The sequence below is a fragment of the Streptosporangium sp. NPDC000563 genome, assembly GCF_040299985.1.
Classification (GTDB): domain Bacteria; phylum Actinomycetota; class Actinomycetes; order Streptosporangiales; family Streptosporangiaceae; genus Streptosporangium.
The window spans coordinates 129512-153048 of sequence record NZ_JBEPDA010000021.1 but is presented as its reverse complement, the minus strand read 5'-3'; the positions used below and the strand labels follow the sequence as shown (position 1 = coordinate 153048).

Below are 23537 nucleotides of genomic sequence, written 5' to 3'. Positions count from 1 at the left end.
ACCTCCGGTGTCGCTCCGGCTCCGTCGTTCGACGACGGGTTGAACGTCCAGCGCGTGCTGGCCGCGGTCGAACGCAGCGCCGACGACCAGAGCCGCCTTACATCTGTGGAGGGAATATGAGCAGGCCCATCACATTGTTCACCGGCCAGTGGGCCGACCTGCCGTTCGAGGAGGTCTGTCGTCTCGCCTCGGGCTGGGGATACGACGGCTTGGAGATCGCCTGCTGGGGCGACCACTTCGAGGTCGACAAAGCTCTCAGCGACGACGACTACATCCCCCGTAAGCAGGAGATGCTCGCCAAGCACAACCTGAGCGTCTACACCATCTCCAACCACCTCGTCGGCCAGGCCGTCTGCGACAGCCCCATCGACGCTCGCCACCAGGGCATCCTGCCCGCCCGCATCTGGGGCAACGGCGATCCCGAGCAGGTCCGCCGCAACGCGGCCGAGGAGATCAAGAACACCGCCCGCGCCGCCGCCAAGCTCGGCGTCGACACCGTGGTCGGCTTCACCGGCTCCTCCATCTGGCACACCGTGGCCATGTTCCCCCCGGTCCCGCCCCAGATGATCGAAGACGGCTACGCCGACTTCGCCGACCGCTGGAACCCCATCCTCGACGTCTTCGACGAGGTCGGCGTCCGCTTCGCCCACGAGGTCCACCCCAGCGAGATCGCCTACGACTACCACACCACCGTGCGCACCCTGGAGGCCATCGGCCACCGCCCCGCGTTCGGCCTCAACTGGGACCCCTCCCACATGGTCTGGCAGGAGATCGACCCGGTCGCCTTCATCCTGGACTTCGCCGACCGCATCTACCACGTCGACTGCAAGGACGCCAAGGTCCGTACCGGCGACGGCCGCCGCGGCCGGCTCGCCTCCCACCTGCCCTGGGCGGACCTGCGTCGCGGCTGGGACTTCGTCTCCACCGGACGCGGCGACGTGCCCTGGGAGGACTGCTTCCGAGCCCTCAACGCGATCGGCTACGACGGGCCGATCTCCATCGAGTGGGAGGACGCGGGGATGGACCGTCTGGACGGCGCCCCCGACGCCCTGGAGATCATCCGCAAGCTGAACTCCATCACCCCGCCCTCCACCGCCTTCGACGCCGCTTTCTCCTCCGACTGAGTCGGCCGGCCCCAGGTCTCGGGACCGAGAGCCTGGGGCCTTCCGACCGGGAGGATCCTCCGGCCGAGGGCTTGGCAACGGGAAGCCCCGGCCGGAACTCTGAGGAACAGGAATCGGACAGGAGCTCGGGCCGTAGTTCTCGGCCCGGGTCCTCGGCCGATGTCTCTGACAGGAATTCCTGACTTAATTTCATGAGTTGTTTTCATGAGTTGAGCTGGTCTGACGGAAACACATGGCCCTGAGGCATATATCCGTAATATCCGCATAACGTACGATTCCTTGCACAAGCGGGTCGGACCGTCAGGTTCGGCCCGTCGCGGGGTCGTCTCCTTCGTTCTAACGACCACGTAGTACCCGCCGATGACATCCCCTCCGACCGGACGGCCGCGACGGATGCCACCGGCGCCGCCCGGCCCCGGCCGGGCGGATGAAAACCGTCATCCCCCAGGAGTCGACTCACCACAGGAGGCCAGATGCGTACGGGAGTGTGGCTGGTAGGAGCACGAGGCTCCGTCGCCGTCACGAGCGTCATCGGAGCGCTGGCGGTACGCGCCGGTCTCGCCCAGCCGACGGGCTGCGTCACGGAGCTCCCCCAGTTCCGAGGCGCAGGACTGCCAGGGCTGGGAGACCTGGTGTTCGGCGGGCACGACATCGTGCCGACCCCGCTGGAGAAGAAGGCGGCCGCGCTGGCCGGAGCCGGGATCGTACCGGCCAGGCTGCTCGAACCCCTGCGCGACGAGCTCGCCAGGGTCGAGGAGAACCTGAGGCAGGTGCCGGCCGCCGAGAACCAGGCCGCGACCGCGGAGCTGATCGGCGCCGACATCACCGAGTTCCGGCTGCGGCACGGTCTGGAACGGGTCGTCGTCATCAACGTCTCGACCACCGAGCCCGCCCCCGAGCCGCGTCCGGCCCACGCCGACCTGGAACTGCTGGAGTCCGAGCTGGCGGCCTCCAGGGACCTGCTGCCGCCCAGCGCCCTGATGGCGTACGCCGCCTTCCGCGCGGGCTGCCCCTACCTGGACTTCACCCCCTCGACGGGCGCCAGGCTGCCCGCCCTGGACCGGCTCGCCGACCTGATGGGGCTGCCGTACGGGGGTCACGACGGCAAGACCGGCGAGACGCTCGTCAAGTCGGTGCTCGCCCCGATGTTCGCCCAGCGCAATCTCCGGGTTCGCACCTGGTCGGGGATGAACCTCCTCGGTGGGGGAGACGGCGCCAACCTCGCCGACCCCGCGGCCAACGCCGCCAAGGCCGCCAGCAAGCAGCGGGTGCTGGGCGAGACGCTCGGCTACACCCCGCAGGGCGAGACCCGCATCGAGTACGTGGAGGACATCGGCGACTTCAAGACCGCCTGGGACCTGGTCACCTTCGAGGGGTTCCTGGGGACGTCCATGCGCATGGAGTTCAGCTGGCACGGCTGCGACTCCGCCCTCGCCGCGCCGCTGATTCTGGACCTGGCGAGGCTCACGGCGGCGGCGCACCGCCTTGGCCGCACCGGGCCGCTGGGCGAGCTGGCCTTCTTCTTCAAGGACCCGCTCGGTGAGGCGCCGCACGCGCTGGCCGACCAGTGGCGGGTGCTGCTCGCGTTCGCCGACACCCTCGGTGAAGGGGAGCGGGTCTGATGCCGTCGCCGCGCGACCTCGCGGAGCTCGTGCGCGCCCCCGCCGCCCTCTCCGTCCCCGGTGACGTCGTCGCGGGAGCCGCCGCCGGCCAGGTGCTGGGCGGTAGGACCCTCGGGCTGGCGTGCTCCTCGGTCTGCCTGTACTGGGCGGGAATGGCCGCCAACGACTGGGCCGACCGTCACCTGGACGCGGAGGAACGCCCGGAGCGGCCGATCCCCTCGGGCCGCGTGTCGCCGGGCGCCGCGCTCGGCGTGGCCGCGGGGCTCACCGCCGCGGGCCTGGCGGCGGCCGGGCTCTCCGGTGGACGCCGAGCCCTGGCGGTCGCCGTCCCGCTCGCCGCCGCCGTATGGTCGTACGACCTGGTGGCCAAGAACACGGCGGCGGGACCGCTGGTGATGGCGCTCTGCCGAGGCCTCGACGTGCTGCTGGGTGCGACCCCGGGACGGAGCGTCGCCGACGCGCTGCCCTCGGCGCTCACCGTCGCCGCCCACACCTACCTGCTCACCGCGCTGTCGCGGGCCGAGGTGTCCGGCTCGGACCGGAGCCTGCCCGCGGCGACCCTGGCCGGAACCGTCGCGCTCGCCGTGGCCACCGCCCTGGGACGCGGCGACGCCTCGCCCACTCCGCAGAGCGCGCGTGCGGCGCGGGTGGTGCGGGCCGTGCAGGCGGGACTGACCGGCTGGTACGCCGCCAGGTTCGGCATGTCCCAGGCTCAGGCGGTCGCCGAGCCCTCGGCCTCCCGGTTGCGGGCCGCCGTCGGCACCGGCATCGTCGCGCTGCCCGCCCTGCAGGGCGCGCTCGTCGCCCGCAGCGGCGCCACCCGTGAGGGGATCGCGGTCGCGGCGGCCGTCCCGCTCGGCCGGGCCCTCGCCAGGAAGGTCTCTCCCACATGAGCCCCGATGGCGCCGAGACGAGCGCCGAGACGAGCACTGTGACGGGCACTGGGACGAGCACTGGGACGAGTGCCGGGCTGAGGTTCGGCTACGGCACCAACGGGTTCGCCAACCACCGGCTGGACGACGCGCTGCGGGTCATCGCGGACCTCGGCTACCAGGGGGTCGCTCTCACCCTCGACCACGACCACCTGGACCCCTACGAGGAAGGGCTGGCCCGCAGGGTCGCGGCCGCGGCCGACCTGCTGCGCGATCTCGGCCTCGGCGTGGTCGTCGAGACCGGCGCCCGCTACCTGCTGGACCCCTGGCACAAGCACGCCCCCACGCTGCTGCACGACGAGCGCGAGAAGCGCCTGGACTTCCTGAACCGGGCGGTCGCGATAGGCGCCGACCTGGGAGCCGAGGCGGTGTCGTTCTGGGCGGGTGTGCGCCCGGAGACGGTCGACGAGGCCACGGCCTGGGCCAGGCTCGTCGACGGCTGCGCCCGGCTCGCCGAGACGGCCTCCGCCGCCGGGGTGCCGCTGGGCTTCGAGCCCGAGCCCGGCATGCTCGTCGAGACGATCGCCGGATGGCGCAAGCTGCACGCCGAACTCGGCGAACCGCCGGGGTTCGGCATCACGCTGGACATCGGCCACTGCCGCTGCCTCGAACCGGATCCGGTCGCCGACTGTGTCACGGCCGTCGCCGCCCACCTGGTCAACGTGCAGATCGACGACATGCGCCGAGGGGTGCACGAGCACCTGGAGTTCGGCGAGGGGGAGATCGACTTCCCGCCCGTGCTGCGTGCCCTCGCCGGCTGCGGCTACCGGGGCCTGGTCGCGGTCGAGCTGCCCCGCCACTCGCACGCCGCCCCCCAGGTGGCCGCCCGATCCCTGAGCTTCCTGCGCACCGCCGCCGAAGGGACGAACGCATGACCTCCGAACCCAGTAACCAGACGGACAGCCTGCTGGCGGCGCTCGGCCAGGAGTGGCTCGCCGACGCGCGCGCGAGCGTCGCCGCCAAACCGGGAAGTGTCACCCGGCACTTCGCCGCCGCGGGCCGTCGCGCCGGACGGGCGCCGTTGCCGGACGCGCCCGGCTGGAGTGCCGACGAGGCGGCGAGGGCCGTCCTGCTCGCCGCGCTCCCGCCGGAGGAGGTGGCCGGGCAGGCCGCCGACCTCTACCGGTACGGCGACGCCGACGAGAAGCGCGCCGTCCTCAAGGCCCTGCCGATGCTGCCCGTCGGCGCGGAGGCGGTACCACTGCTGCTCGACGCGATCCGCACCAACGACACCCGCCTCGTGGCCGCCGCACTCGGCCCGTACGCCCGCCACCTCGACCAGACCATGTGGCGGCAGGCGGTGCTCAAGTGCGTGTTCATGGGTGTGCCGCTCGCCGCCGTGGACCGGCTGGAGGAGCGGGCCGACGCCGAGCTGGCCGGGATGCTGGCCGCGTTCGCCGAGGAACGCACCGCCGCCGGACGCGACGTCCCCGCGGACGCGACCGCACTGCTCGACCGTCTGAACAGCGAGAAGGAGGCATGATGCGGATCTTCGACCCGCACATCCACATGACGTCACGCACCACCGACGACTACGCCAGAATGGCCGCCGCCGGGGTGCTCGCCATCGTGGAGCCCGCCTTCTGGCTGGGCCAGCCCCGTACCAACCCCGGCTCGTTCACCGACTACTTCGACTCGCTGATCGGCTGGGAGCCGTACCGCGCGGGGCAGTTCGGCATCGCGCACCACGCCACCATCGCGCTGAACCCCAAGGAGGCGGGGGACCCGCGCTGCCGGCCCGTGCTCGACCTGCTCCCGCGCTACCTGGAGAAGGACCGGGTCGTCGCGGTCGGCGAGATCGGCTACGACTCGATGACCCCCGAGGAGGACGACGCCTTCGAACGGCAGCTCGCGATGGCCGTCGACCACGAGCTGCCCGCGCTCGTGCACACCCCGCACCGCGACAAGGCCGCCGGCACCCGGCGCACCCTCGACGTCGTCGCCGCCTCGGGCATCGAGCCCGGACGGGTCGCCGTCGACCACCTCAACGAGGTCACCGCGGGAATCGTGCACGACTCGGGCTGCTGGATGGGCTTCTCCATCTACCCCGAGACCAAGATGTCGCCGCCCCGCATGGTGGAGATCCTGCGCGAGCACGGCCTGGAGCGGGTGCTGGTCAACTCCGCCGCCGACTGGGGCGTGTCCGACCCGCTGCTCACCCTGGAGACCGGAAAGGCGATGCTGGCGGCCGGGTTCAGCGAGGACGACGTCGACCGGGTGCTCTGGCGCAACCCCGTGGAGTTCTACGGCCAGTCGGGACGCCTGGACCTTTCCGAGGTCGCCGGGGCGCGGGAGGCGACCTTCGAGGGCAGCTCCATCAAGCGCGGAGGGTCTTGATGCGGCTGCTTCACCCCGGTGGGCGGGCGTTGCACCTGAGCTACTGCACCAACGTGCACCCGGCGGAGGACCTCGGTGGCATCGTCGGGCAGCTCGACACCTACGCGGTGCCGATCCGTGCCCGCCTCGGCGCCGACGTGCTCGGGCTCGGGCTGTGGCTGGCCGCGCCCGTCGCCGCCGCGCTCGCCGCCGACCCCGGGCTGCTGGCCGGTTTCCGCCGCGAGCTGGACGCGCGGGGACTGGAGGTCGTGACGCTCAACGGCTTCCCCTACCGCTCGTTCCAGGACCCGGTGGTCAAGCAGGCGGTCTACCACCCCGACTGGACCACTCCGGAACGGCTCACCTACACCCTCGACCTGGCACGCGTCCTGGCCGCTCTCCTGCCGGACGACGCCGCGAGGGGGTCGATCTCCACGCTCCCGCTCGCCTGGCGCGACCCGTGGGACGAGGACATGTCCCGTCTGGCCACGCGCAGGCTCGACGAGCTCGCCACCGGGCTCGCCGCCGTCGAGTCCGCCACCGGCCGCGTCATCCGGGTGGCGTTCGAACCCGAGCCAGGCTGCGTGGTGGAGACCACCGACCAGGCCGTACGCGCGCTGTCCGGTGTCGACACCGACCGGCTCGGCATCTGCCTGGACCTCGCCCACCTGGCGTGCGCCTGGGAGCGGCCCGCCGACGCGCTGCGCCGGTACGCCGAGGCCGGACTGCCCGTCGTCAAGGTCCAGGTCTCCGCGGCACTGGAGAGCGACGACCCGGAGACCCTGCGCGAGTACGTCGAGCCGCGCTTCCTGCACCAGACCCGCAACGCGGCCGGCGACGAGGCCGACGACCTCGACGAGGCGTTCGAGCGGAAGCTGCCAGGACCGTGGCGGGTCCACTACCACGTGCCCCTGCACGTCGCGCCGCAGGCACCGCTCGGCACCACCGTGCCGGTGCTCCGCGAGGCCCTCGCGGAGCTGGTCGGCGGTCCCGAGCCGCTCTGCGACCACTTCGACGTGGAAACCTACACCTGGGGGGTACTGCCGCCCGCGCTGCGCCCGCAGACCCCCGACCGGCTCGCCGCGGGCATCGCCGACGAGCTTGACTTCGCCCGCGCCGCGATGCGCGATCTGGGAGTGAAAGCATGACATCGTTGCTCGTCCTCGACGTGGTGGGACTGACCCCGAGGCTGCTGGCGCACATGCCGAGGCTGCGCGCCGTCGCCGACGGCGGCTTCCAGGCCGAACTCGGCACCGTACTTCCCGCCGTCACCTGCTCGGCCCAGTCGACCTTCCTCACCGGCGTCGCGCCCACCGAGCACGGCGTCGTCGGCAACGGCTGGTACTTCCGCGAGCTCGGCGAGGTGTTCCTGTGGCGCCAGCACAACGCGCTGGTCGGCGGGGACAAGCTGTGGCACGCCGCCCGCCGCGAGCGGCCGGGCTTCACCGTGGCCAACGTGTGCTGGTGGTACGCGATGGGCGCCGACGTCGACTGGACGGTCACCCCCCGGCCCATCTACCGTGCCGATGGGCGCAAGGACCCCGACTGCTACACCTACCCGCCGGGCCTGCACGAGGAGCTCACCGGCAAGCTGGGCACCTTCCCGCTGTTCACCTACTGGGGGCCGGGCGCGGGGATCGCCTCCTCCACCTGGATCTGCCGCGCCACCGAGCAGATCATGAAGGACCACAACCCCGACCTGACCCTGGCGTACGTGCCGCACCTGGACTACGACCTGCAGAGGTTCGGCCCGTCCGACCCGCGCTCGGCCGCGGCCGCCTCCGAGCTCGACACCGTGCTCGCCCCTCTGCTGGACGCCGCCGCCGCGCGCGGGACCACCGTGGTGGCACTGTCGGAGTACGGCATCACCGACGTCTCCCGCCCGGTCGACATCAACCGGATGCTGCGGACCGAGGGCCTGCTCGAGGTCTACACCCAGGACGGCATGGAGTATCTCGACCCCTGGACCTCCCGGGCGTTCGCCGTCGCCGACCACCAGGTGGCCCACGTCTACGTGGCCGACCCCGCCGACATCCCGGCCGTGGCCAAGCTCTGCGCGGGCCTGCCCGGAGTCGCCGAGGTGCTCGACGAGGAGGGCAAGGCGAGGAACGGGCTGGCGCACCCCCGGGCGGGGGAACTCGTCCTCGTCTCCGAGCCCGACGCGTGGTTCACCTACTACTACTGGCTCGACGACACCCGCGCCCCCGACTTCGCCAACCTGGTCGAGATCCACCGCAAGCCCGGCTACGACCCGGCGGAGCTGTTCTTCGACCCCGCGGATCCCGGAGCCGCCAAGCGCCGCGCCGCCATGGCGCTGCTGCGCAAGAAGACCGGCATGCGCTACACGATGAACGTCGTCGGCCTCGACGCGGGCGCCCGTGCCATCCGAGGCTCGCACGGCCGTCTGCCCGACAACCCCCTCGACGGCCCGGTGCTGCTCTGCTCGGATCCGTCCGTGGCCAGCGACCGGATCGCCGCCACCGAGGTCAAGGACCTGCTGCTCCAGCTCTCCCTGCGCTGAGCGGCACCTAGACGGCGCCGCCCGCCTGTGCCTTACACCCCCCGGGCGGGCGGCGCTTTCCACCTTCTTCCCGCACGCCTTCCGGACGGGATCCCGGCCGCGTCACGGTCCCGTTCGGGATGGCGCTCACCGCCGGTTCGCCGGAGTCCTTAACATTCCAGGACGAGAACGGGGAGCTGCGCTGGTAGGCGCGCGGGACCGACCGCGGGGTCCAGTACGGCGGTGCGTTCCGGTGCCCCGCGTCATCCGGACCCCGATGCACGCGCCGGAGACGCACGAGGCCATGGCCGCCCGGTCGTGTCGGGCGGCCCGGCGAAGGCTACCGTGCCCAGGCCTCGCGGCCGGTGGTCACGTCGGCGCCGGTACGCAGCGACTCCCCGATCGCCAGGCCGATCAGGTGGTCCTGGCAGCCGTCGGCCAGGGAGTAGGGCTCCGGGCCCTCGCCCCGGCACCAGGACGTCATCCGGCACAGGAGCGAGACGACGGCCAGGTCGTCCTCGGAGAAGTGCGCGCCCCGGTACTCGTTGCGGTAGACCACGCGCCCGTCGAAGCTGATGTGGTCGAGTTCGCGGCCCTCCAGGTTCAGGTCGATCCCGGTCTGGCGCCGGGTGAGCCGCGACTCCACCGGGGTCCTCGGGTCGGCCAGGCGCACCACGCTGTCGTCCACGATCTCTCCCAGCGATCCCCGGACGACGACGCGCCGGGCGCGCAGCGGGTTCCACCACTGGTTGTCGGTGAAGTCGTAGAGCCCCATCCCCTCGGCGAACCCCAGGGTGGCGATCGTGGTGGCCGCCCCCTTCGGCGTGGAGTCGCCCGTCCAGCCGTCCCTGGACAGCGGGTCGGCCAGCGGGGCGGTGAACGAGCGCGCCGTCACCGTGGTCTCCCCGAAACCGGCCCCGAGCAGGTGCCGGATCAGGGACACGGCGTGGTACAGGTGCGTCGAGGAGATCTGCGCGGAGGTCACCTGCCCGATGACCCCCTCACGCACGAGCGCCAGCCTCGCCGCGTGCCCCGGCATGTACGAGTACTGCTCGGCGACCTGCACCAGGCCGCTGGACCCGACGGCCGCCCACAGGTCGCGCAGCCCGTCCAGGTCGGCCGCGGGAGGCGTCTCGGCCAGCACCGGCACGCCGAACCCCGCGAGTTCCTTCGTCACCTCGGGGGTGACCGGCCACGGCACCGACGGGATGACGAACTCGGGACGTCCGGCCGCGAGCATCTCCTCGACGGAACGGAACGCCGGCACACCCCAGGCGGCCTCGACCTCGGCGCCGCGCTCCCGCGACCTGGTCACCACGCCGGACACCGACAACCGCTCGGGCAACTGCCTGGCCAGGCGTACGAAGAACTCCGAACGCCACCCGCTGCCGACCAGCCCGAAACGTCCCGCCGTCTGTGAGGTCATCGCACTTCCTTGGAAGGGGGTCCACGTCGTGACCCGCCGGGACCGGTCCGTCAGGTCCCTGCGGGTCACGACGCGAGTGTCGGACAGGAGACTACTCGGGCCGGTCGGCGTGCCTCGGAGGGCATGCCTCCGGAGACGCGCCACCGAAGGGGCGTCAGCCCGCCGGGTGGCGGTCGCGGCGGGTGCGGAGCTTGTGGCGGTTGCCGCAGCGCTCCATCGAACACCAGCGCCGCGCCCCGGGACGCGAGGTGTCGAGGAAGAGCAGGGAGCAGCGCTCGCCCCCGCACATCCTGATCCGGTCGAGGGCCGGTCCGCCGAACACCTCGACGGCGTCGCGGGCCACGGCGGAGAGGAACTGCGCCCCGGTGACGGGGGAGGCCCAGGATCGCTCCAGGGCGGGGCCGATGACCGGGACGGGCGGCGGCGCGGCGGCGGCCTCGTTCAGCGTGGCGAGATCGGCCGCCGAGAAGGCGCGCGAGCCCGAGGCGGCGGTCGCGGCGAGCCGCTGGAGGGCGGCGCGCAGGCGGAGCGTGGCGGAGAGGTCGCCGGCGGAGACCTTGACGAGGTCGCCGAGACCGGCCCGGGAGTACGGGATCCAGGAGGCGAGGTCGCCGGGTGTGTGGAGCCGCTCCCACCGCGCGAGCTCTCCCTCGCCCCCGGTGACGAGAAGCTCCAGGCAGAGCGTGCCGGCGTCGAACCTGAAGCTCCTCCTGCCGGGCGCGGTGAGCTCCATGCCGTTTGCCAGGGTCATGGGTCGAGTGTAACACTGACACCGGTTAAACCGGTGTCAGTGAGGGAGAGGGTACGGCGATGAGCCCTGAGCGTGAGCGGACCGAGCGCGAGTCGATCGAGCGTGAGCTGGTCGAACTGTCCGAGCGGGCATGGGAGGCCAACAGGAACGGCGACGCGGAGTTCTACGACCGCCTCCTCACCGAGGCACCGCTGAGCGTGTCGCAGTGGGGGATCGTCGACGACCGGGAGGCGATCCTGAAGGGGTTCGCCGAGAACCGCAACCCGTACACGCGTACGGATCTGAGTGACCACCGGGTGATCGTCCTGGGTGACGGCAGCGCGACGCACACCGTCACCGTGGAGATCGACGTGCTCGTCGGCGGCACGGAAAAGCAGACCATGAGGGTCTTCGCCACCACCGCGCTGACCCGCCGCGACGGCGAGTGGCGAGCCGCCCTGTTCCAGATCAGCCCGGCCCCCACCGGCTGAGACACGTTCCTGTCCGGAGATGCCGACGAGCGGCGTCTTCGCGTGGGGCGCGGTTCACGCGAAGACGCCGCTCGGAGGCGGTCAGCCGACGCCGCAGTCCCTTCCGTCGAGGCTGAAGCGCACGGGGGTGGGCGCGGGACCGCTGTGGGAGGCGACGAATCCGACCTGTGCCGTCGAGCCCGCGGGGATGACCCTGTTCCAGTTCTCGCTCGTGGCGGTGAGCCGTGAGCCGGTCTGGGTCCAGCCCGCGGACCAGCCGGAGACGAGGCGCACGGCCGATGTCGGGTAGTCGATCGTCAGCCTCCAGCCGTCGAAGGCGGTCGTGCCGACGTTGCGCACGGTGATCTGCGCGCTCAGCCCGGAACCCCACGTCGTCGCGTGGTACGACACCGTGCACGACGGCGGCAACGGGCTGGGGGTGGGGGAGGGGAGACCACCCCTGGCGAGGGCCGACAGCGGATCCGACGGAACGCTGAGGTTGCCGGCCGCGTCCCTGGCGACCACGACGTAGGTGTAGCGCTCCCCGATGACCAGGCCGGATTCGCCGGAGCTCTGGTACGAGGGATGGGTGGTCGTGCCGACCTTGACGTATCCCGTCGCGGTCTCGCGGTAGACGTCGTACGCCGTCACCGCCACGTTGTCGCTCGACGGCTGCCAGCAGAACGCGACGCCCCGGTAGTCCCACGGACAGGGTTCGTTCAGGCCGGTCGGCTTGGACGGGGGCACGCGGTCGCCCGGCGGGGGGGTCGGCGAGGCGCTCGGCGTCATGCCGACCGTCGCGGACACCGTGATCAGAGCGGAGGGCGGGCTGATGTTCCCCGCCGAGTCCCTGGCCACGACGTACATCGTGTACGAGCGGTTCAGTTCGCCCGAGAAGCCGCCGACCGTGCCGGTCGTGGTGGTGGCGAGGACGAAGCCGTCGACCCCCAGGCGGTACAGGTCGTAGCCGGCGACCCCCGTGTCGTCCGTCGAGGGATTCCAGCAGATGGAGGCGTAACCGGTCGAGGTGGGGATGCCCGGAACCGGGCAGGGCCGCGTTCCGGTGGGACGTGTCGGTGGCGTGGTGTCGTCGGCCGCCCCTGCCGGGACGGCGAAATGAGGGGCGTTTCTCGCCGGGGCGGCGGCCAGGGCCGTCTCTCCGGCCGGGCCGATCGTCGGTGCCGCGATGAGTAAGGCCAGGGTGAGAAGTCCGAGGGTGAGGAGGACCGCCCCCAGGGATCGCCTGCCGGATTGCATGATGCCCCTATCGGATCGCGTCGGCGTGTGACCCCCCGCAGGGATTGTGAACCACTTCCGGCATCCCGTAAAGCGGGCCGGTCCGGTGCGCCTCGGTCTTCGGCCCGGTCTGTCGGACGAACCGAGGTGAGGGTGTGGGCGAGGGCGGCTATCGGCGGGGTGTCCGTCGTTCGTGGACCCTGTCGACCGTTCCGGCGAGTGTCGGCGGCGGTTTTGTCGGTGGGCTGTCGTAGCGTCGGTGCCCACGACCGTGGCGGGTGTGTCGCGAGCGGAGTCGACTCCGAGCCCGGCCGGACGATCGGGAGTGTGGCGCGGTGCCGGCACGGGTCGGCGCCGGGATCGGAAAGGAACCCCGGTGAGTGGTGTACGAGTGCTGGTCGGCACGCGCAAGGGCGCGTTCATTCTGACGTCCGACGGCAGACGCGAGCGGTGGGACATCAGCGGCCCCCACTTCGGGGGCTGGGAGATCTACCACCTCACGGGATCCCCCGCCGACCCGTCCCGCCTCTACATGTCGCAGTCCGGCGGCTGGTTCGGGCAGCTGATCCAGCGGTCCGACGACGGCGGCGCGACCTGGGAGCCGGTCGGTAATCACTTCCAGTACGACGGCGTCCCCGGCACCCACCAGTGGTACGACGGCACGCCGCACCCGTGGGAGTTCGCCCGGGTCTGGCACCTGGAGCCGTCGCTCACCGACCCGGACACGGTGTACGCGGGTGTCGAGGACGCCGCCCTGTTCCGCTCGGCCGACGGAGGGCAGAGCTGGCAGGAGCTGCCCGGGTTGCGCGAGCATCGCTCGGGGCCTTCCTGGCAGCCGGGTGCCGGTGGGATGTGCCTGCACACGGTCGTCGCGGACCCGCGCGATCCCGGGCGCATCACCGTGGCGATCTCGGCGGCGGGGGTGTTCAGGACCGACGACGCCGGCAAGAGCTGGCAGCCGAAGAACCGGGGTCTGAGCTCGGAGGGCATTCCCGACCAGGACGCCGAGGTCGGCCACTGCGTTCACCACATCGCGATGCACCCCTCGCGCCCTGACGTGCTCTTCATGCAAAAGCATTGGGACGTGATGCGCAGTGACGACGCCGGTGAGTCGTGGCACGAGATCAGCGGCGACCTGCCCAGCGACTTCGGGTTCCCGATCGCCGTCCACGCGCACGAGCCGGACACCGTCTACGTCGTCCCGATCAAGAGCGACTCGGAGCACTACCCGCCCGAGGGAAGGCTGCGCGTCTACCGCAGCCGGACGGGCGGAAACGAGTGGGAGCCGCTCACCAGGGGCCTGCCGCAGAGCCACTGCTACGTCAACGTGCTGCGGGACGCGATGGCCGTCGACTCGCTGGACTCGTGCGGCGTCTACTTCGGCACCACCGGCGGGCAGGTGTACGCCTCGGCCGACTCCGGCGACAACTGGATGCCCATCGCCAGGGACCTGCCGGCCGTGCTGTCCGTCGAAGTCCAGACGCTGCCATGATCCGCGTCGTGCTCCCGGCGCATCTGCGCAACCTCGCGAGCACCGGAGGCGAGGTGGAGCTCCATGTTCAGGGGCAGGTGACGCAACGTTCGGTCCTCGACGCGCTTGAGGCCCGCTACCCGATGTTGCGCGGGACGATCCGCGACCACGTCACGCAGCGGCGCCGCCCCTTCGTGCGGTTCTTCGCCTGCGAGCTGGACCTGTCCCACGAGCCGCCGGACACCCCGCTGCCCGAGCCGGTCGCGACAGGCGCCGAGCCGTTCATGGTCGTGGGGGCGATGGCGGGCGGGTAGGCGCGGGGGAGGAGAGCGGTCCGCCTCCCTTCGGCCGCGGTATATCGGGGATGACCGCAGGGAGGGGACGCTCGGCTCGACGTGCCGGAGGCCGGGGGACCCTCCGGGAGCGCGCCCGCGTCCGGGGCAGGGGGACGCGGTCGTCCGGAGGTGGCCCGGGGCTCGCGTAGGGAAGGCGTCAAGTCTTGGCACCGGGGCGTATGGAACCCGTCAAGACGCGCGGGAAGCGCGGAAAACGGCGGTTTCCTTGCGTATGCCTCACCCGTCGGGTGATGGCGGACAAACCCCGGATGCGAGGAGTGGGGATGGCTGACGTCATCTTCGTCGCCCTGACGATCGCGGTCTTCGCGATCCTCGGGCTGGCCGTCAGAGCGGTGGAACGGTTGTGAGCGCCGTCAACGCCGTGGGTCTGGTCGTGGTCGCCGCCCTGGTGGTCTTCATGGTCGCGGCCCTGCTCTTCCCGGAGCGCTTCTGATGTCCTCGACCACGGCGGGGATCTGGTTCATCGGATCCCTCGTCGCCGCCCTCGCGCTGGTCCACCGGCCGCTGGGCGACCACATGTACCGCGTCTACACCGGTACGAGACATCTCGCCGCCGAACGCGTGATCTACCGGCTCGTGGGTGTCCGGCCGGACGTCGAGCAGAGGTGGGGCGTCTACGCCCGAGCCCTGCTGGCGTTCTCGGTGACATCCGTCCTGTTCCTCTACGGTCTGCAGCGGCTGCAGGACAGGTTGTTCCTGTCGCTGGGGCTCGCCCCGGTGCCCGACCACGTCGCCTGGAACACCGCCGTCAGCTTCGTCACCAACACCAACTGGCAGGCCTACCCGGGTGAGTCGACGATGGGCTACCTGGTGCAGATGTCCGGTCTGGCGGTGCAGAACTTCGTGTCCGCCTCGGTGGGCATGGCGGTGGCGATCGCGCTGGTTCGCGGCTTCGCCCGCAGGAGGACCGAGGAGATCGGCAACTTCTGGGTGGACCTGGTCCGCGGCGTCGTCCGCGTCCTGCTGCCGCTCGCCCTCGTCGGCGCGGTCGTGCTGCTGGCGGGCGGCCTGATCCAGAACTTCACCTCCCCACATGAGGTGACCACCCTGACCGGCGGCACCCAGACGATCACCGGTGGTCCGGTGGCCGGTCAGGAGATCATCAAGGAGCTGGGCAACAACGGCGGCGGGTTCTACAACACGAACTCGGCCCACCCGTTCGAGAACGCCACCGCCTGGACCAACTGGTTCGAGATCTTCGTGATCCTGCTGATCCCGTTCGCGCTGCCCCGCACGTTCGGCCGCATGGTCGGCGACCCCCGGCAGGGCCACGCGATCGTCGCGATCATGGGGACGATCGCGCTGGCGAGCGTCGCGCTGCTGACCGCGCTGGAGACCGCCCACGGCGGCACGGTCCCGCAGTCGGTGGGCGCGGCGATGGAGGGCAAGGAGGTGCGCTTCGGCGTGCCCGGCTCCGCCGCCTTCGCCGCGGCCACCACGCTCACCTCCACCGGAGCGGTCAACTCCTCCCACGACTCGTTCACCGCGCTCGGCGGCATGCTCACGATGTTCAACATGATGCTCGGCGAGGTCGCCCCCGGCGGCGCGGGCGCGGGCCTGTACGGCATGCTCGTCCTCGCGGTGATCACGGTTTTCGTGGCCGGCCTCATGGTCGGCCGCACCCCCGAATACCTGGGCAAGAGGATCGGCTCCCGCGAGATCAAGTTCGCCGCGATGTACTTCCTGGTCACGCCGCTGCTCGTGCTGACCGGCACGGCGCTGGCGATGGGCTCGGCCGAGCGGCGGGCGAGCATGCTCAACGGCGGCCCGCACGGTTTCTCCGAGGTGCTGTACGCCTTCACCAGCGCTTCCAACAACAACGGCTCCGCCTTCGGCGGCCTCAGCGCCAACACGCCGTGGTACGACGTCGCCCTCGGCCTGTGCATGGCCTTCGGCCGCTTCCTGCCGATCGTCTTCGTTCTCGCCCTGGCCGGATCCCTGGCGAGGCAGGCGCCGGTGCCCGTCTCCGCGGGCACGCTGCCCACGCACCGCCCGCAGTTCGTCGGCATGGCCGTCGGCGTGACGGTGATCCTCGTCGCGCTGACCTTCCTGCCGGCCCTGGCGCTCGGCCCGCTCGCGGAGGGAATCCAGTGACGCCCCGGACGCTCGAAGTGCGGGGCACCGCCCCCGTACCGGGGGAGGGAAAGGTGGGCGGCGGCCTCCTCGATCCCCGGCAACTGCTCACCTCGCTTCCGGAGGCGGTCAGGAAGCTCAACCCGGCCACGCTCTGGCGCAACCCGGTGATGCTGATCGTCGAGGCCGGCGCGGCCTTCACCACGGTGCTCGCCGTGCTCACCCCGTCGTTCTTCGCCTGGGCCACCGTGGTCTGGCTCTGGCTCACGGTGATCTTCGCCAACCTGGCCGAGGCGGTCGCCGAGGGGCGCGGCAAGGCCCAGGCGGCCACGCTGCGCGCCGCCAAGCGCGACACCACGGCGCGGCGGCTGCGCGGACGCGACTCCACCGGCTGGGACGTCGTCGGAGCCTCCGAACTGCTGCGGGGTGATTTCGTCGTCGTGGAGGCGGGGGAGATCATCCCCGGTGACGGCGACGTGGTCGACGGCATCGCCTCGGTGGACGAGTCGGCCATCACCGGTGAGTCCGCCCCGGTCATCCGCGAGTCCGGCGGCGACAGGTCGGCGGTGACCGGCGGCACGAAGGTGCTGAGCGACCGGATCGTCGTCCAGATCACCCAGCGGCCCGGCGAGAGCTTCATCGACCGGATGATCGCCCTGGTCGAGGGCGCCGACAGGCAGAAGACGCCCAACGAGATCGCCCTCAACATCCTGCTCGCGGCCCTGACGATCATCTTCCTGGTCGCGACCGCGACCATGCAGCCGCTGGCGATCTACGCCAAGGCCCAGAATCCCGGCGTACCTGACTCACTCGCCCTCACCGGGGACGGTGTCACCGGTGTCGTGCTGGTCGCGCTGCTGGTGTGCCTCATTCCGACCACCATCGGGGCGCTGCTCTCGGCGATCGGCATCGCCGGCATGGACCGGCTCGTGCAGCGCAACGTTCTCGCGATGAGCGGCCGCGCGGTCGAGGCCGCGGGAGACGTCAACACCCTGCTGCTGGACAAGACCGGCACCATCACGCTGGGCAACCGGCAGGCGTCGGAGTTCCTCACCGCCCCCGGGGTCTCCGCCGACGAGCTGGCCGCGGCCGCGCAGCTGGCCAGTCTCGCCGACGAGACCCCAGAGGGCCGTTCCATCGTGGTCTACGCCAAGCAGGCGTACGGCCTGAGGGAGCGCGGGCCGGGAGAGCTGGCGGGTGCGGAGTGGATCGGGTTCACCGCGCAGACCCGGATGAGCGGGGTCGACCTCGACCGCCGCCGGATCCGCAAGGGCTCCGCCACCGCCGTCATGAAATGGGTACGCGAGCACGGCGGTCACCCCACCGACGAGGTCGGCGGCATCGTCGACGCGGTCTCCGGCTCCGGCGGTACCCCGCTGGTCGTCGGGGAGGTCACGGGGGAGGCCGGGGGCACCGGGAACGTCGGGGACACCGGGAACGCAGTGGGCAGGGCGCGGGTCCTGGGGGTCGTCCATCTCAAGGACGTCGTCAAGCAGGGCATGCGCGAACGCTTCGACGAGATGCGCAGGATGGGCATCCGCACCGTCATGATCACGGGCGACAACCCGCTGACGGCGAGGGCCATCGCCGACGAGGCGGGTGTGGACGACTTCCTCGCCGAGGCCACGCCCGAGGACAAGCTCGCCCTGATCAGATCGGAGCAGGAGGGCGGCAGGCTGGTCGCGATGACCGGAGACGGCACCAACGACGCGCCCGCGCTCGCTCAGGCCGACGTCGGGGTGGCGATGAACACCGGCACCTCGGCCGCGAAGGAGGCCGGCAACATGGTCGATCTCGACTCCAACCCGACCAAGCTCATCGAGATCGTCGAGATCGGCAAGCAACTGCTCATCACCCGCGGCGCGCTGACGACCTTCTCGATCGCGAACGACGTCGCCAAGTACTTCGCGATCATTCCCGCGATGTTCGCGGCGGTCTACCCGGGCCTGGACGCGCTGAACGTCATGCGCCTGTCCAGTCCGCAGTCGGCGATCCTGTCCGCGGTCGTCTTCAACGCGGTCGTCATCGTGGCGCTGATACCGCTCGCCCTGCGCGGTGTGCGCTACCGCCCCTCCAGCGCGTCGAGGCTGCTCAGCCGCAACCTCTACGTCTACGGTCTGGGCGGGATCGTCGTGCCCTTCGTCGGCATCAAGTTGATAGATCTGATCGTCCAGTTTCTTCCGGGGATGTCTTAAATGGAACGCCTGCCCAGCTGGATCCTCCGGCATCTCGCCGCGCTCCGCGCGCTGCTCGTCCTCACCCTCGTCACCGGGGCCTTCTACCCGCTCGTGGTCACCGGCATCGCCCAGACGGTGTTCCACGCCGGCGCCAACGGCTCCCTCGTCCAGAAGGACGGAAAGGACGTGGGAAGCGCGATCGTCGGCCAGAGCTTCACCGGCGCCGACGGCAGACCGGTCGGCCGCTACTTCCAGAGCAGGCCGTCGGTGGCCGGTGCCGGCTACGACATGCTCGCCACCGCCGCGAGCAACCTCGGGCCCGAGGATGTCGTGGACGTCCTGCCCGTCCCCGGGACGAACGGCGCCGACGGCAGGCGGAGCCTGCTCACCCAGGTCTGCGCCCGCTCCAGGGCCGTCGGGGAGCTGGAGGGGGTCAGTGGCGCCCGGCCGTACTGCGCGCCCGACGGGGTGGGCGCCGTGCTGAAGGTCTTTCCCGTCGCGGGCATCCCCTCCCGGGTCGTGAGCGTGAACCAGGCCTGTCCCGCGAGCCCGTTCGTCGCCGAGTATCGTGGTGTGAGGGTCGAGTGCGGCAGGCCGGGCGAAGATTACACGGCCGGGCGCACCGTCCCGGTCCGCGGCACGGCGAGGGCCGTGGTGCCCGCAGACGCGGTCACCGCCAGTGGCTCCGGCCTCGACCCGGACATCTCCGTCGCGTACGCCGACCTTCAGGCACCCCGGGTGGCCAGGGAGCGCGGCCTTCCCGTGGAGACGGTGAGGGGGCTGATCATGGAGAACACCACCGGCCGTCCCCTCGGCTTCATGGGCGAACCGGCGGTGAACGTCCTCGAACTCAACCTGGCCCTCGACCGATGAGCAGGGGGCGAGGGCGGCTGCGCGTCTATCTCGGGGCAGCTCCGGGTGTCGGCAAGACGTACATGATGCTCTGCGAGGGGCACCGCCGCCTCGCGAGGGGCACCGACGTCGTCGTGGGCCTCGTCGAGACCCACGACCGTCCCCGCACCGCCGAGCTGCTCGACGGCCTGGAGGCGATCCCGCGCAAGAGCATGGTCCACCGCGAAAGCGTGTTCACCGAGCTCGACGTGGACGCCGTCATCGCCAGGAGGCCCAGGGTGGCCCTGATCGACGAGCTGGCCCACACCAACGTGCCGGGCTCGCGCAACGCCAAACGCTGGCAGGACATCGAGGAGATCCTGGAGGCGGGCATCGACGTCATCTCCACCGTCAACATCCAGCACCTGGAGTCGCTCAACGACGTGGTCAAGGAGATCACCGGGGTGGCCCAGCGCGAGACGGTGCCTGATGAGGTGGTGCGCCGCGCGGACCAGGTGGAGCTGGTGGACATGGACCCGGAGGCGCTGCGGCGGCGGATGGCGCACGGCAACGTGTACGCCCCGGAGAAGGTCGACGCGGCACTGTCGAACTACTTCAGGGCCGGCAACCTGACCGCGTTGCGTGAGCTGGCGCTGCTGTGGGTGGCGGACAAGGTCGACGAGCAGCTCGACCGCTACCGCGCCGAGCACGGCATCGCGGGCACCTGGGAGGCGCGCGAGCGCGTCGTGGTCGCGCTGACCGGTGGCCCGGAGGGCGACGCGCTGATACGGCGGGCCGCCAGGGTCGCGGGCAGGGGCCAGGGGGCCGACCTGCTGGCCGTGCACGTCACACGCTCCGACGGCCTGGCCGGAGCCGACCCCGCGAGCACGGCCCGTCAGCGCACCCTGGTGGAGAACCTGGGCGGCACCTACCACCAGGTCGTCGGCGACGACGTACCGACCGCACTGCTGGACTTCGCGCGCGGCGTGAACGCCACCCAGCTGGTGCTGGGGGCGTCCCGGCGTGGCCGGTTCGCCCAGATCCTCTCGCGGGGGGTCGGGGTGACCACGACCGCGCGCTCCGGGTCCATCGACGTTCACATGATCACTCACGACGAGGTGAAAAGGACACGTGCCCGCGCTCCGTCACGGGCCGCGCTGACCCGCACCCGCCGGGTGGCGGGCTGGCTCCTCGCGGTTCTCGGGCTGCCGCTCCTGACACTGGCGCTGCGGCCCTTCCACGGCGCCGTGAACCTGCCGAGCGACATACTCCTCTTCCTGCTCATGGTGGTCGTGGTCGCCCTGGTCGGCGGCATGTGGCCGGCCGTCACCGCCGCCGTGCTCGGCTTCCTGCTGCTCAACTACTTCTTCACCGCGCCCGTCGATCGCCTCACCGTCGCAGCCCCGGAGAACCTGTTCGCGCTGAGCGTCTACGTACTGGTGGCCGTCATGGTGAGCGCGGTCGTGGACGTCGCCGCCCGCCGTACCCGGGATGCGGCCCGCGCCCGCGCCGAGGCGGAGGTCCTCTCCACCCTGGCCGGGCACGTGCTCCGCGGCGAGCACGCGCTCGCCTCGCTGCTCGCCCGCCTGAGGGAGACCTTCGTGCTGGCCTCGGTCACCATGCTGGAACGCGTCGGCGAGCAGGGACCCGACGACCAGTCCGACCCCGAGGCGTGGCGGATCGTGGCCACCGCCGGTGACGCGCCCTGCACCTGCCCGGGAGTCGCGGACACCGACGTCGTCGTCGACGAACGGCTCGTCCTGGCCATCCGGGGCAGGCTGCTGGAGGCGTCCGACCGGCGGCTGCTGGAGGCGTTCGCCGCAGAGGCGGGGGTGGCACTGCGGCAGGACCGGCTGGCGCGGGAGGCGGAGCGGGTCAGGCCGCTCGCCGAGGCCGACAGGATGCGCACCGCGCTGCTCGCCGCGGTCAGCCACGACCTGCGCACCCCGCTCGCCTCGGCGAAGGCCGCCGTGGAGAGCCTGCGCAACACCGGCGTCGACTGGTCCGCCGAGGACAGGCGGGAGTTGCTCGCCACGGCGGACGAATCCCTGGTCAAGCTGGACCGCCTGGTCACCAACCTGCTCGACATGAGCCGCCTGCAGGCGGGAGTGCTCGGGCTGGCACTGGAGCCGACCGCGTTCGAGGACGTCGTGCCACGCGCCGTCGACGACCTCGGCCCGCTGTCCCGGTGGATCGAGGTGGACCTCTCCGACGATCTGCCCGAGGTCGTCGCCGACCAGGTGCTGCTGGAACGAATCCTGGTCAATCTCATGTCCAACGCCGTCCGCCACAGTCCCGAGGGCCGAAACGTCCTCGTCACGGCCGGCGAGTACGGCGACCACGTGGAGCTCCGCGTCGTCGACCGGGGGGCGGGCATCCCGCGTGACGCCTACGACCGGGTCTTCATGCCCTTCCAGCGGCTCGGGGACCGCGACAACCACACCGGCGTCGGCCTGGGGCTCGCGCTCTCCCGAGGGCTCGCCGAGGCGATGGCGGGCACCCTGATGCCTGAGGAGACACCGGGCGGCGGTCTCACCATGGTCCTGACACTTCCGGTTTCCTCCCCCTCGCGACCGCGCCCCCCGGAGGAACGACGGTGACCCGTGTCCCACCGCAGTGGAACGAGGCTCGAGGGCTGTTTTCCGGCGTCTCCGCGTACTTGGCCGATAGGACTCGCACCCGAACTCCCCGCCGCGCCCGGTGACAGCCGGTAGGGGGCTGCGTGGAAGGCTGTCAATCATGACTGTTCTGGACATTCCAACGGTGAAACTGGTCAACGGCGCGGACATCCCGCAGGTCGGCCTGGGAACCTGGCCCATGTCGGACGCGGAGGCGGAGATCGCGGTCGCCGCCGCCGTCGAGATGGGCTACCGGCTGGTGGACACCGCCCACGCTTACTACAACGAGACCGGGGTGGGGCGTGGGCTGCGGGCCTCCGGCGTGCCGAGGGAGGAGTTGTTCGTCACCACCAAGCTGCACGACGAGTGGCACGGATACGACGCCGCGCAGGAGGCCTACCAGGCCAGCCTGGACCGGCTCGGCCTCGACTACGCCGACCTCTACCTGATCCACTGGCCGCGGCCGCGCAAGGATCGCTACGTGGAGGCGTGGAAGGGCATGGTCAAGCTGCTGAGGGACGGTCGCGTGCGGGCGATCGGCGTGTCGAACTTCAAACCGGCCCACATCGAGCGGCTGCTGGCCGAGACCGGCGTGGTGCCCGACGTGAACCAGATCCAGCTCAACCCGTTCCTCACCCGTGACGAGCCCCGGGCCTACAACGCCGAGCACGGGATCGTCACCCAGTCCTGGAGTCCCATCGGGCGAGGGGGCGACCTGCTGGAGCATCCGGTCGTCACGGCCGTCGCCGAGCGGCACGGCAGGACCCCCGCCCAGATCGTGCTGCGCTGGCACATCGAACTCGGGCTGATCACCGTGCCGAAGTCGTCCAGTTCCGACCGGATAAGAGGCAACGCCGACATCTTCCACTTCACCCTCACCTCCGAGGAGGTCGCCGAGCTGTCCTCCCTCGACCGGGGGGAGGCCGCCGCGATCGACTCGGACGCGGCCGACGGCTGACCTCATCGGACCTCGGCGAACCTCACCGCCTCGCTGACCCCTCGCCCGCCGGTCAGGTGTCGCCGCCCGCGGCGACCGGGTCTCGCGCAGCCACGAGAACATTTCACGGTTAACCTATAGAGATAGTAGATTTAATCGAGACCAGCCCGTATGAGGTCGGCGGCCGGAGGCAGAGGCGCACTGTCGGGGGGACTTTCGGATGCACGTCACGGCTCGGAGCGACTACGCCATAAGAGCGATGCTGGTCATCGCGCTGAGCGATCCCGACCCGGTCAAGTCGGAGACGATGGCCCAGGCGCAGGAGATCCCGGCGAGTTTTCTGCGCGGCATCCTGACCGATCTGCGCCGCGCCGATCTCGTCTTCGCCCAGCGGGGGCACGAGGGCGGCTTCACGCTCGCCCGGCCGCCCGTCGACATCTCGGTCGGGGACGTGCTGCGCGCGGTCGGCGGCGAACTGACCTCGGTGAGGGGAGTGCCGGCCGGTGACGTCGCCTACTTCGGAGAGGCGGCGCGACTGCGAACCGTGTGGCTGAACATCGAGACCTCGATAAGCGCCATCGTCGACACCGTCAGCCTGGCGGCCCTCCTGACGCCGGCGACCCGGACCGGCGGTCGGCGCAGGGGGTGACCTCGTGCGTGGGACGAAGATTCCCATCCTTTGAGACGCCTTGCTTGAAACGTGACTTGACGTCGCCTT

21 protein-coding genes are annotated in these 23537 nt (G+C 71.3%); 18 read left to right on the top strand and 3 right to left on the bottom strand.

Going from position 1 to position 23537, the window contains the following annotated elements; genetic code table 11:
• Nucleotides 1-116 precede the first annotated feature (116 nt).
• The 8 genes from ABT352_RS32720 to ABT352_RS32685 all read left to right on the top strand — a co-directional run bounded on the left by ABT352_RS32720 (nucleotide 117) and on the right by ABT352_RS32685 (nucleotide 8515).
• Nucleotides 117-1124, top strand: a complete 1008-nt coding sequence (locus tag ABT352_RS32720; protein WP_350948861.1) for a sugar phosphate isomerase/epimerase family protein — start codon at nucleotides 117-119, stop codon at nucleotides 1122-1124.
• Nucleotides 1125-1597: 473 nt separating this feature from the next.
• Nucleotides 1598-2746: an inositol-3-phosphate synthase gene (locus ABT352_RS32715; RefSeq protein ID WP_350948860.1), complete on the top strand. Its 1149-nt coding sequence runs from the start codon at nucleotides 1598-1600 to the stop codon at nucleotides 2744-2746.
• Nucleotides 2746-3639, top strand: a complete 894-nt coding sequence (locus tag ABT352_RS32710; RefSeq protein ID WP_350948859.1) for an SCO3242 family prenyltransferase — start codon at nucleotides 2746-2748, stop codon at nucleotides 3637-3639. The genes ABT352_RS32715 and ABT352_RS32710 overlap by 1 nt, the downstream gene beginning before the upstream one ends.
• Complete coding sequence (locus ABT352_RS32705) at nucleotides 3636-4553, top strand: sugar phosphate isomerase/epimerase family protein (RefSeq protein WP_350948858.1); 918 nt, start codon at nucleotides 3636-3638, stop codon at nucleotides 4551-4553. The genes ABT352_RS32710 and ABT352_RS32705 overlap by 4 nt, the downstream gene beginning before the upstream one ends.
• Nucleotides 4550-5161, top strand: a complete 612-nt coding sequence (locus ABT352_RS32700) for an EboA domain-containing protein (protein ID WP_350948857.1) — start codon at nucleotides 4550-4552, stop codon at nucleotides 5159-5161. The genes ABT352_RS32705 and ABT352_RS32700 overlap by 4 nt, the downstream gene beginning before the upstream one ends.
• Nucleotides 5161-6015 (top strand): TatD family hydrolase, encoded by an 855-nt coding sequence (locus ABT352_RS32695; RefSeq protein WP_350948864.1) that lies wholly within the window; start codon nucleotides 5161-5163, stop codon nucleotides 6013-6015. Before ABT352_RS32700 ends, ABT352_RS32695 begins: the two co-directional genes overlap by 1 nt.
• On the top strand, nucleotides 6015-7142 hold the full coding sequence (gene eboE / locus ABT352_RS32690; RefSeq protein ID WP_350948856.1) for a metabolite traffic protein EboE: 1128 nt from the start codon (nucleotides 6015-6017) through the stop codon (nucleotides 7140-7142). The genes ABT352_RS32695 and eboE overlap by 1 nt, the downstream gene beginning before the upstream one ends.
• Nucleotides 7139-8515, top strand: coding sequence for an alkaline phosphatase family protein (locus tag ABT352_RS32685; RefSeq protein WP_350948855.1), 1377 nt, complete (start codon nucleotides 7139-7141; stop codon nucleotides 8513-8515). The genes eboE and ABT352_RS32685 overlap by 4 nt, the downstream gene beginning before the upstream one ends.
• 319 nt (nucleotides 8516-8834) lie before the next feature.
• On the opposite strand, the gene ABT352_RS32680 is transcribed toward ABT352_RS32685, so the two are convergent.
• The gene (locus ABT352_RS32680; RefSeq protein ID WP_350948854.1) at nucleotides 8835-9920 is read right to left on the bottom strand and encodes a Gfo/Idh/MocA family protein; all 1086 of its coding nucleotides are present in this window, start codon (nucleotides 9918-9920) and stop codon (nucleotides 8835-8837) included.
• 154 nt (nucleotides 9921-10074) lie between these two features.
• Nucleotides 10075-10671, bottom strand: a complete 597-nt coding sequence (locus tag ABT352_RS32675; RefSeq protein ID WP_350948853.1) for a CGNR zinc finger domain-containing protein — start codon at nucleotides 10669-10671, stop codon at nucleotides 10075-10077.
• A gap of 59 nt (nucleotides 10672-10730) precedes the next feature.
• Here ABT352_RS32675 and ABT352_RS32670 point away from each other — a divergent pair, with 59 nt between their 5' ends.
• On the top strand, nucleotides 10731-11141 hold the full coding sequence (locus ABT352_RS32670; RefSeq protein WP_350948852.1) for a YybH family protein: 411 nt from the start codon (nucleotides 10731-10733) through the stop codon (nucleotides 11139-11141).
• Between the two features lie 81 nt (nucleotides 11142-11222).
• On the opposite strand, the gene ABT352_RS32665 is transcribed toward ABT352_RS32670, so the two are convergent.
• Nucleotides 11223-12377 carry a cellulose binding domain-containing protein gene (locus ABT352_RS32665; RefSeq protein WP_350948851.1) on the bottom strand — a complete coding sequence of 385 codons (1155 nt, stop codon included), beginning with the start codon at nucleotides 12375-12377 and terminating at the stop codon, nucleotides 11223-11225.
• Nucleotides 12378-12732: 355 nt separating this feature from the next.
• Between ABT352_RS32665 and ABT352_RS32660 the strand changes: the two genes are divergently transcribed.
• From ABT352_RS32660 to ABT352_RS32620, 9 genes are all read left to right on the top strand, one after another.
• Nucleotides 12733-13848, top strand: a complete 1116-nt coding sequence (locus ABT352_RS32660; protein ID WP_350948850.1) for a WD40/YVTN/BNR-like repeat-containing protein — start codon at nucleotides 12733-12735, stop codon at nucleotides 13846-13848.
• A gap of 8 nt (nucleotides 13849-13856) precedes the next feature.
• Entirely contained in the window at nucleotides 13857-14141 is a 285-nt protein-coding gene (locus tag ABT352_RS32655; protein ID WP_350948849.1) for a MoaD/ThiS family protein, read from the top strand.
• Between the two features lie 385 nt (nucleotides 14142-14526).
• On the top strand, nucleotides 14527-14616 hold the full coding sequence (gene kdpF / locus ABT352_RS32650) for a K(+)-transporting ATPase subunit F (protein ID WP_350948848.1): 90 nt from the start codon (nucleotides 14527-14529) through the stop codon (nucleotides 14614-14616).
• Nucleotides 14616-16277: a potassium-transporting ATPase subunit KdpA gene (gene kdpA, locus ABT352_RS32645; protein WP_350948847.1), complete on the top strand. Its 1662-nt coding sequence runs from the start codon at nucleotides 14616-14618 to the stop codon at nucleotides 16275-16277. The genes kdpF and kdpA overlap by 1 nt, the downstream gene beginning before the upstream one ends.
• 17 nt (nucleotides 16278-16294) lie before the next feature.
• Nucleotides 16295-18451, top strand: coding sequence for a potassium-transporting ATPase subunit KdpB (kdpB, locus tag ABT352_RS32640; RefSeq protein ID WP_502992913.1), 2157 nt, complete (start codon nucleotides 16295-16297; stop codon nucleotides 18449-18451).
• Nucleotides 18452-19306 (top strand): potassium-transporting ATPase subunit C, encoded by an 855-nt coding sequence (locus tag ABT352_RS32635; protein WP_350948846.1) that lies wholly within the window; start codon nucleotides 18452-18454, stop codon nucleotides 19304-19306.
• Complete coding sequence (locus tag ABT352_RS32630; RefSeq protein ID WP_350948845.1) at nucleotides 19303-21864, top strand: DUF4118 domain-containing protein; 2562 nt, start codon at nucleotides 19303-19305, stop codon at nucleotides 21862-21864. The genes ABT352_RS32635 and ABT352_RS32630 overlap by 4 nt, the downstream gene beginning before the upstream one ends.
• 139 nt (nucleotides 21865-22003) lie before the next feature.
• Nucleotides 22004-22840, top strand: coding sequence for an aldo/keto reductase (locus ABT352_RS32625; RefSeq protein WP_350948843.1), 837 nt, complete (start codon nucleotides 22004-22006; stop codon nucleotides 22838-22840).
• Nucleotides 22841-23039: 199 nt separating this feature from the next.
• On the top strand, nucleotides 23040-23468 hold the full coding sequence (locus ABT352_RS32620) for an RrF2 family transcriptional regulator (RefSeq protein ID WP_350948842.1): 429 nt from the start codon (nucleotides 23040-23042) through the stop codon (nucleotides 23466-23468).
• The last annotated feature ends 69 nt before the right edge of the window (nucleotides 23469-23537 follow it).

What these genes read in the sequence shown, in the direction of transcription:
- ABT352_RS32685 (WP_350948855.1), top strand. Translation starts at nt 7,139, where the DNA reads ATGACATCGTTGCTCGTCCTCGACGTGGTGGGACTGACCCCGAGGCTG.
- ABT352_RS32635 (WP_350948846.1), top strand. Translation starts at nt 18,452, where the DNA reads ATGGAACGCCTGCCCAGCTGGATCCTCCGGCATCTCGCCGCGCTCCGC.
- ABT352_RS32705 (WP_350948858.1), top strand. Translation starts at nt 3,636, where the DNA reads ATGAGCCCCGATGGCGCCGAGACGAGCGCCGAGACGAGCACTGTGACG.
- ABT352_RS32620 (WP_350948842.1), top strand. Translation starts at nt 23,040, where the DNA reads ATGCACGTCACGGCTCGGAGCGACTACGCCATAAGAGCGATGCTGGTC.
- ABT352_RS32710 (WP_350948859.1), top strand. Translation starts at nt 2,746, where the DNA reads ATGCCGTCGCCGCGCGACCTCGCGGAGCTCGTGCGCGCCCCCGCCGCC.
- ABT352_RS32665 (WP_350948851.1), bottom strand. Translation starts at nt 12,377, where the DNA reads ATGCAATCCGGCAGGCGATCCCTGGGGGCGGTCCTCCTCACCCTCGGA.
- ABT352_RS32670 (WP_350948852.1), top strand. Translation starts at nt 10,731, where the DNA reads ATGAGCCCTGAGCGTGAGCGGACCGAGCGCGAGTCGATCGAGCGTGAG.
- ABT352_RS32695 (WP_350948864.1), top strand. Translation starts at nt 5,161, where the DNA reads ATGCGGATCTTCGACCCGCACATCCACATGACGTCACGCACCACCGAC.
- ABT352_RS32700 (WP_350948857.1), top strand. Translation starts at nt 4,550, where the DNA reads ATGACCTCCGAACCCAGTAACCAGACGGACAGCCTGCTGGCGGCGCTC.
- ABT352_RS32680 (WP_350948854.1), bottom strand. Translation starts at nt 9,920, where the DNA reads ATGACCTCACAGACGGCGGGACGTTTCGGGCTGGTCGGCAGCGGGTGG.
- eboE (WP_350948856.1), top strand. Translation starts at nt 6,015, where the DNA reads ATGCGGCTGCTTCACCCCGGTGGGCGGGCGTTGCACCTGAGCTACTGC.
- ABT352_RS32675 (WP_350948853.1), bottom strand. Translation starts at nt 10,671, where the DNA reads ATGACCCTGGCAAACGGCATGGAGCTCACCGCGCCCGGCAGGAGGAGC.
- ABT352_RS32630 (WP_350948845.1), top strand. Translation starts at nt 19,303, where the DNA reads ATGAGCAGGGGGCGAGGGCGGCTGCGCGTCTATCTCGGGGCAGCTCCG.
- kdpA (WP_350948847.1), top strand. Translation starts at nt 14,616, where the DNA reads ATGTCCTCGACCACGGCGGGGATCTGGTTCATCGGATCCCTCGTCGCC.
- ABT352_RS32720 (WP_350948861.1), top strand. Translation starts at nt 117, where the DNA reads ATGAGCAGGCCCATCACATTGTTCACCGGCCAGTGGGCCGACCTGCCG.
- ABT352_RS32625 (WP_350948843.1), top strand. Translation starts at nt 22,004, where the DNA reads ATGACTGTTCTGGACATTCCAACGGTGAAACTGGTCAACGGCGCGGAC.
- ABT352_RS32715 (WP_350948860.1), top strand. Translation starts at nt 1,598, where the DNA reads ATGCGTACGGGAGTGTGGCTGGTAGGAGCACGAGGCTCCGTCGCCGTC.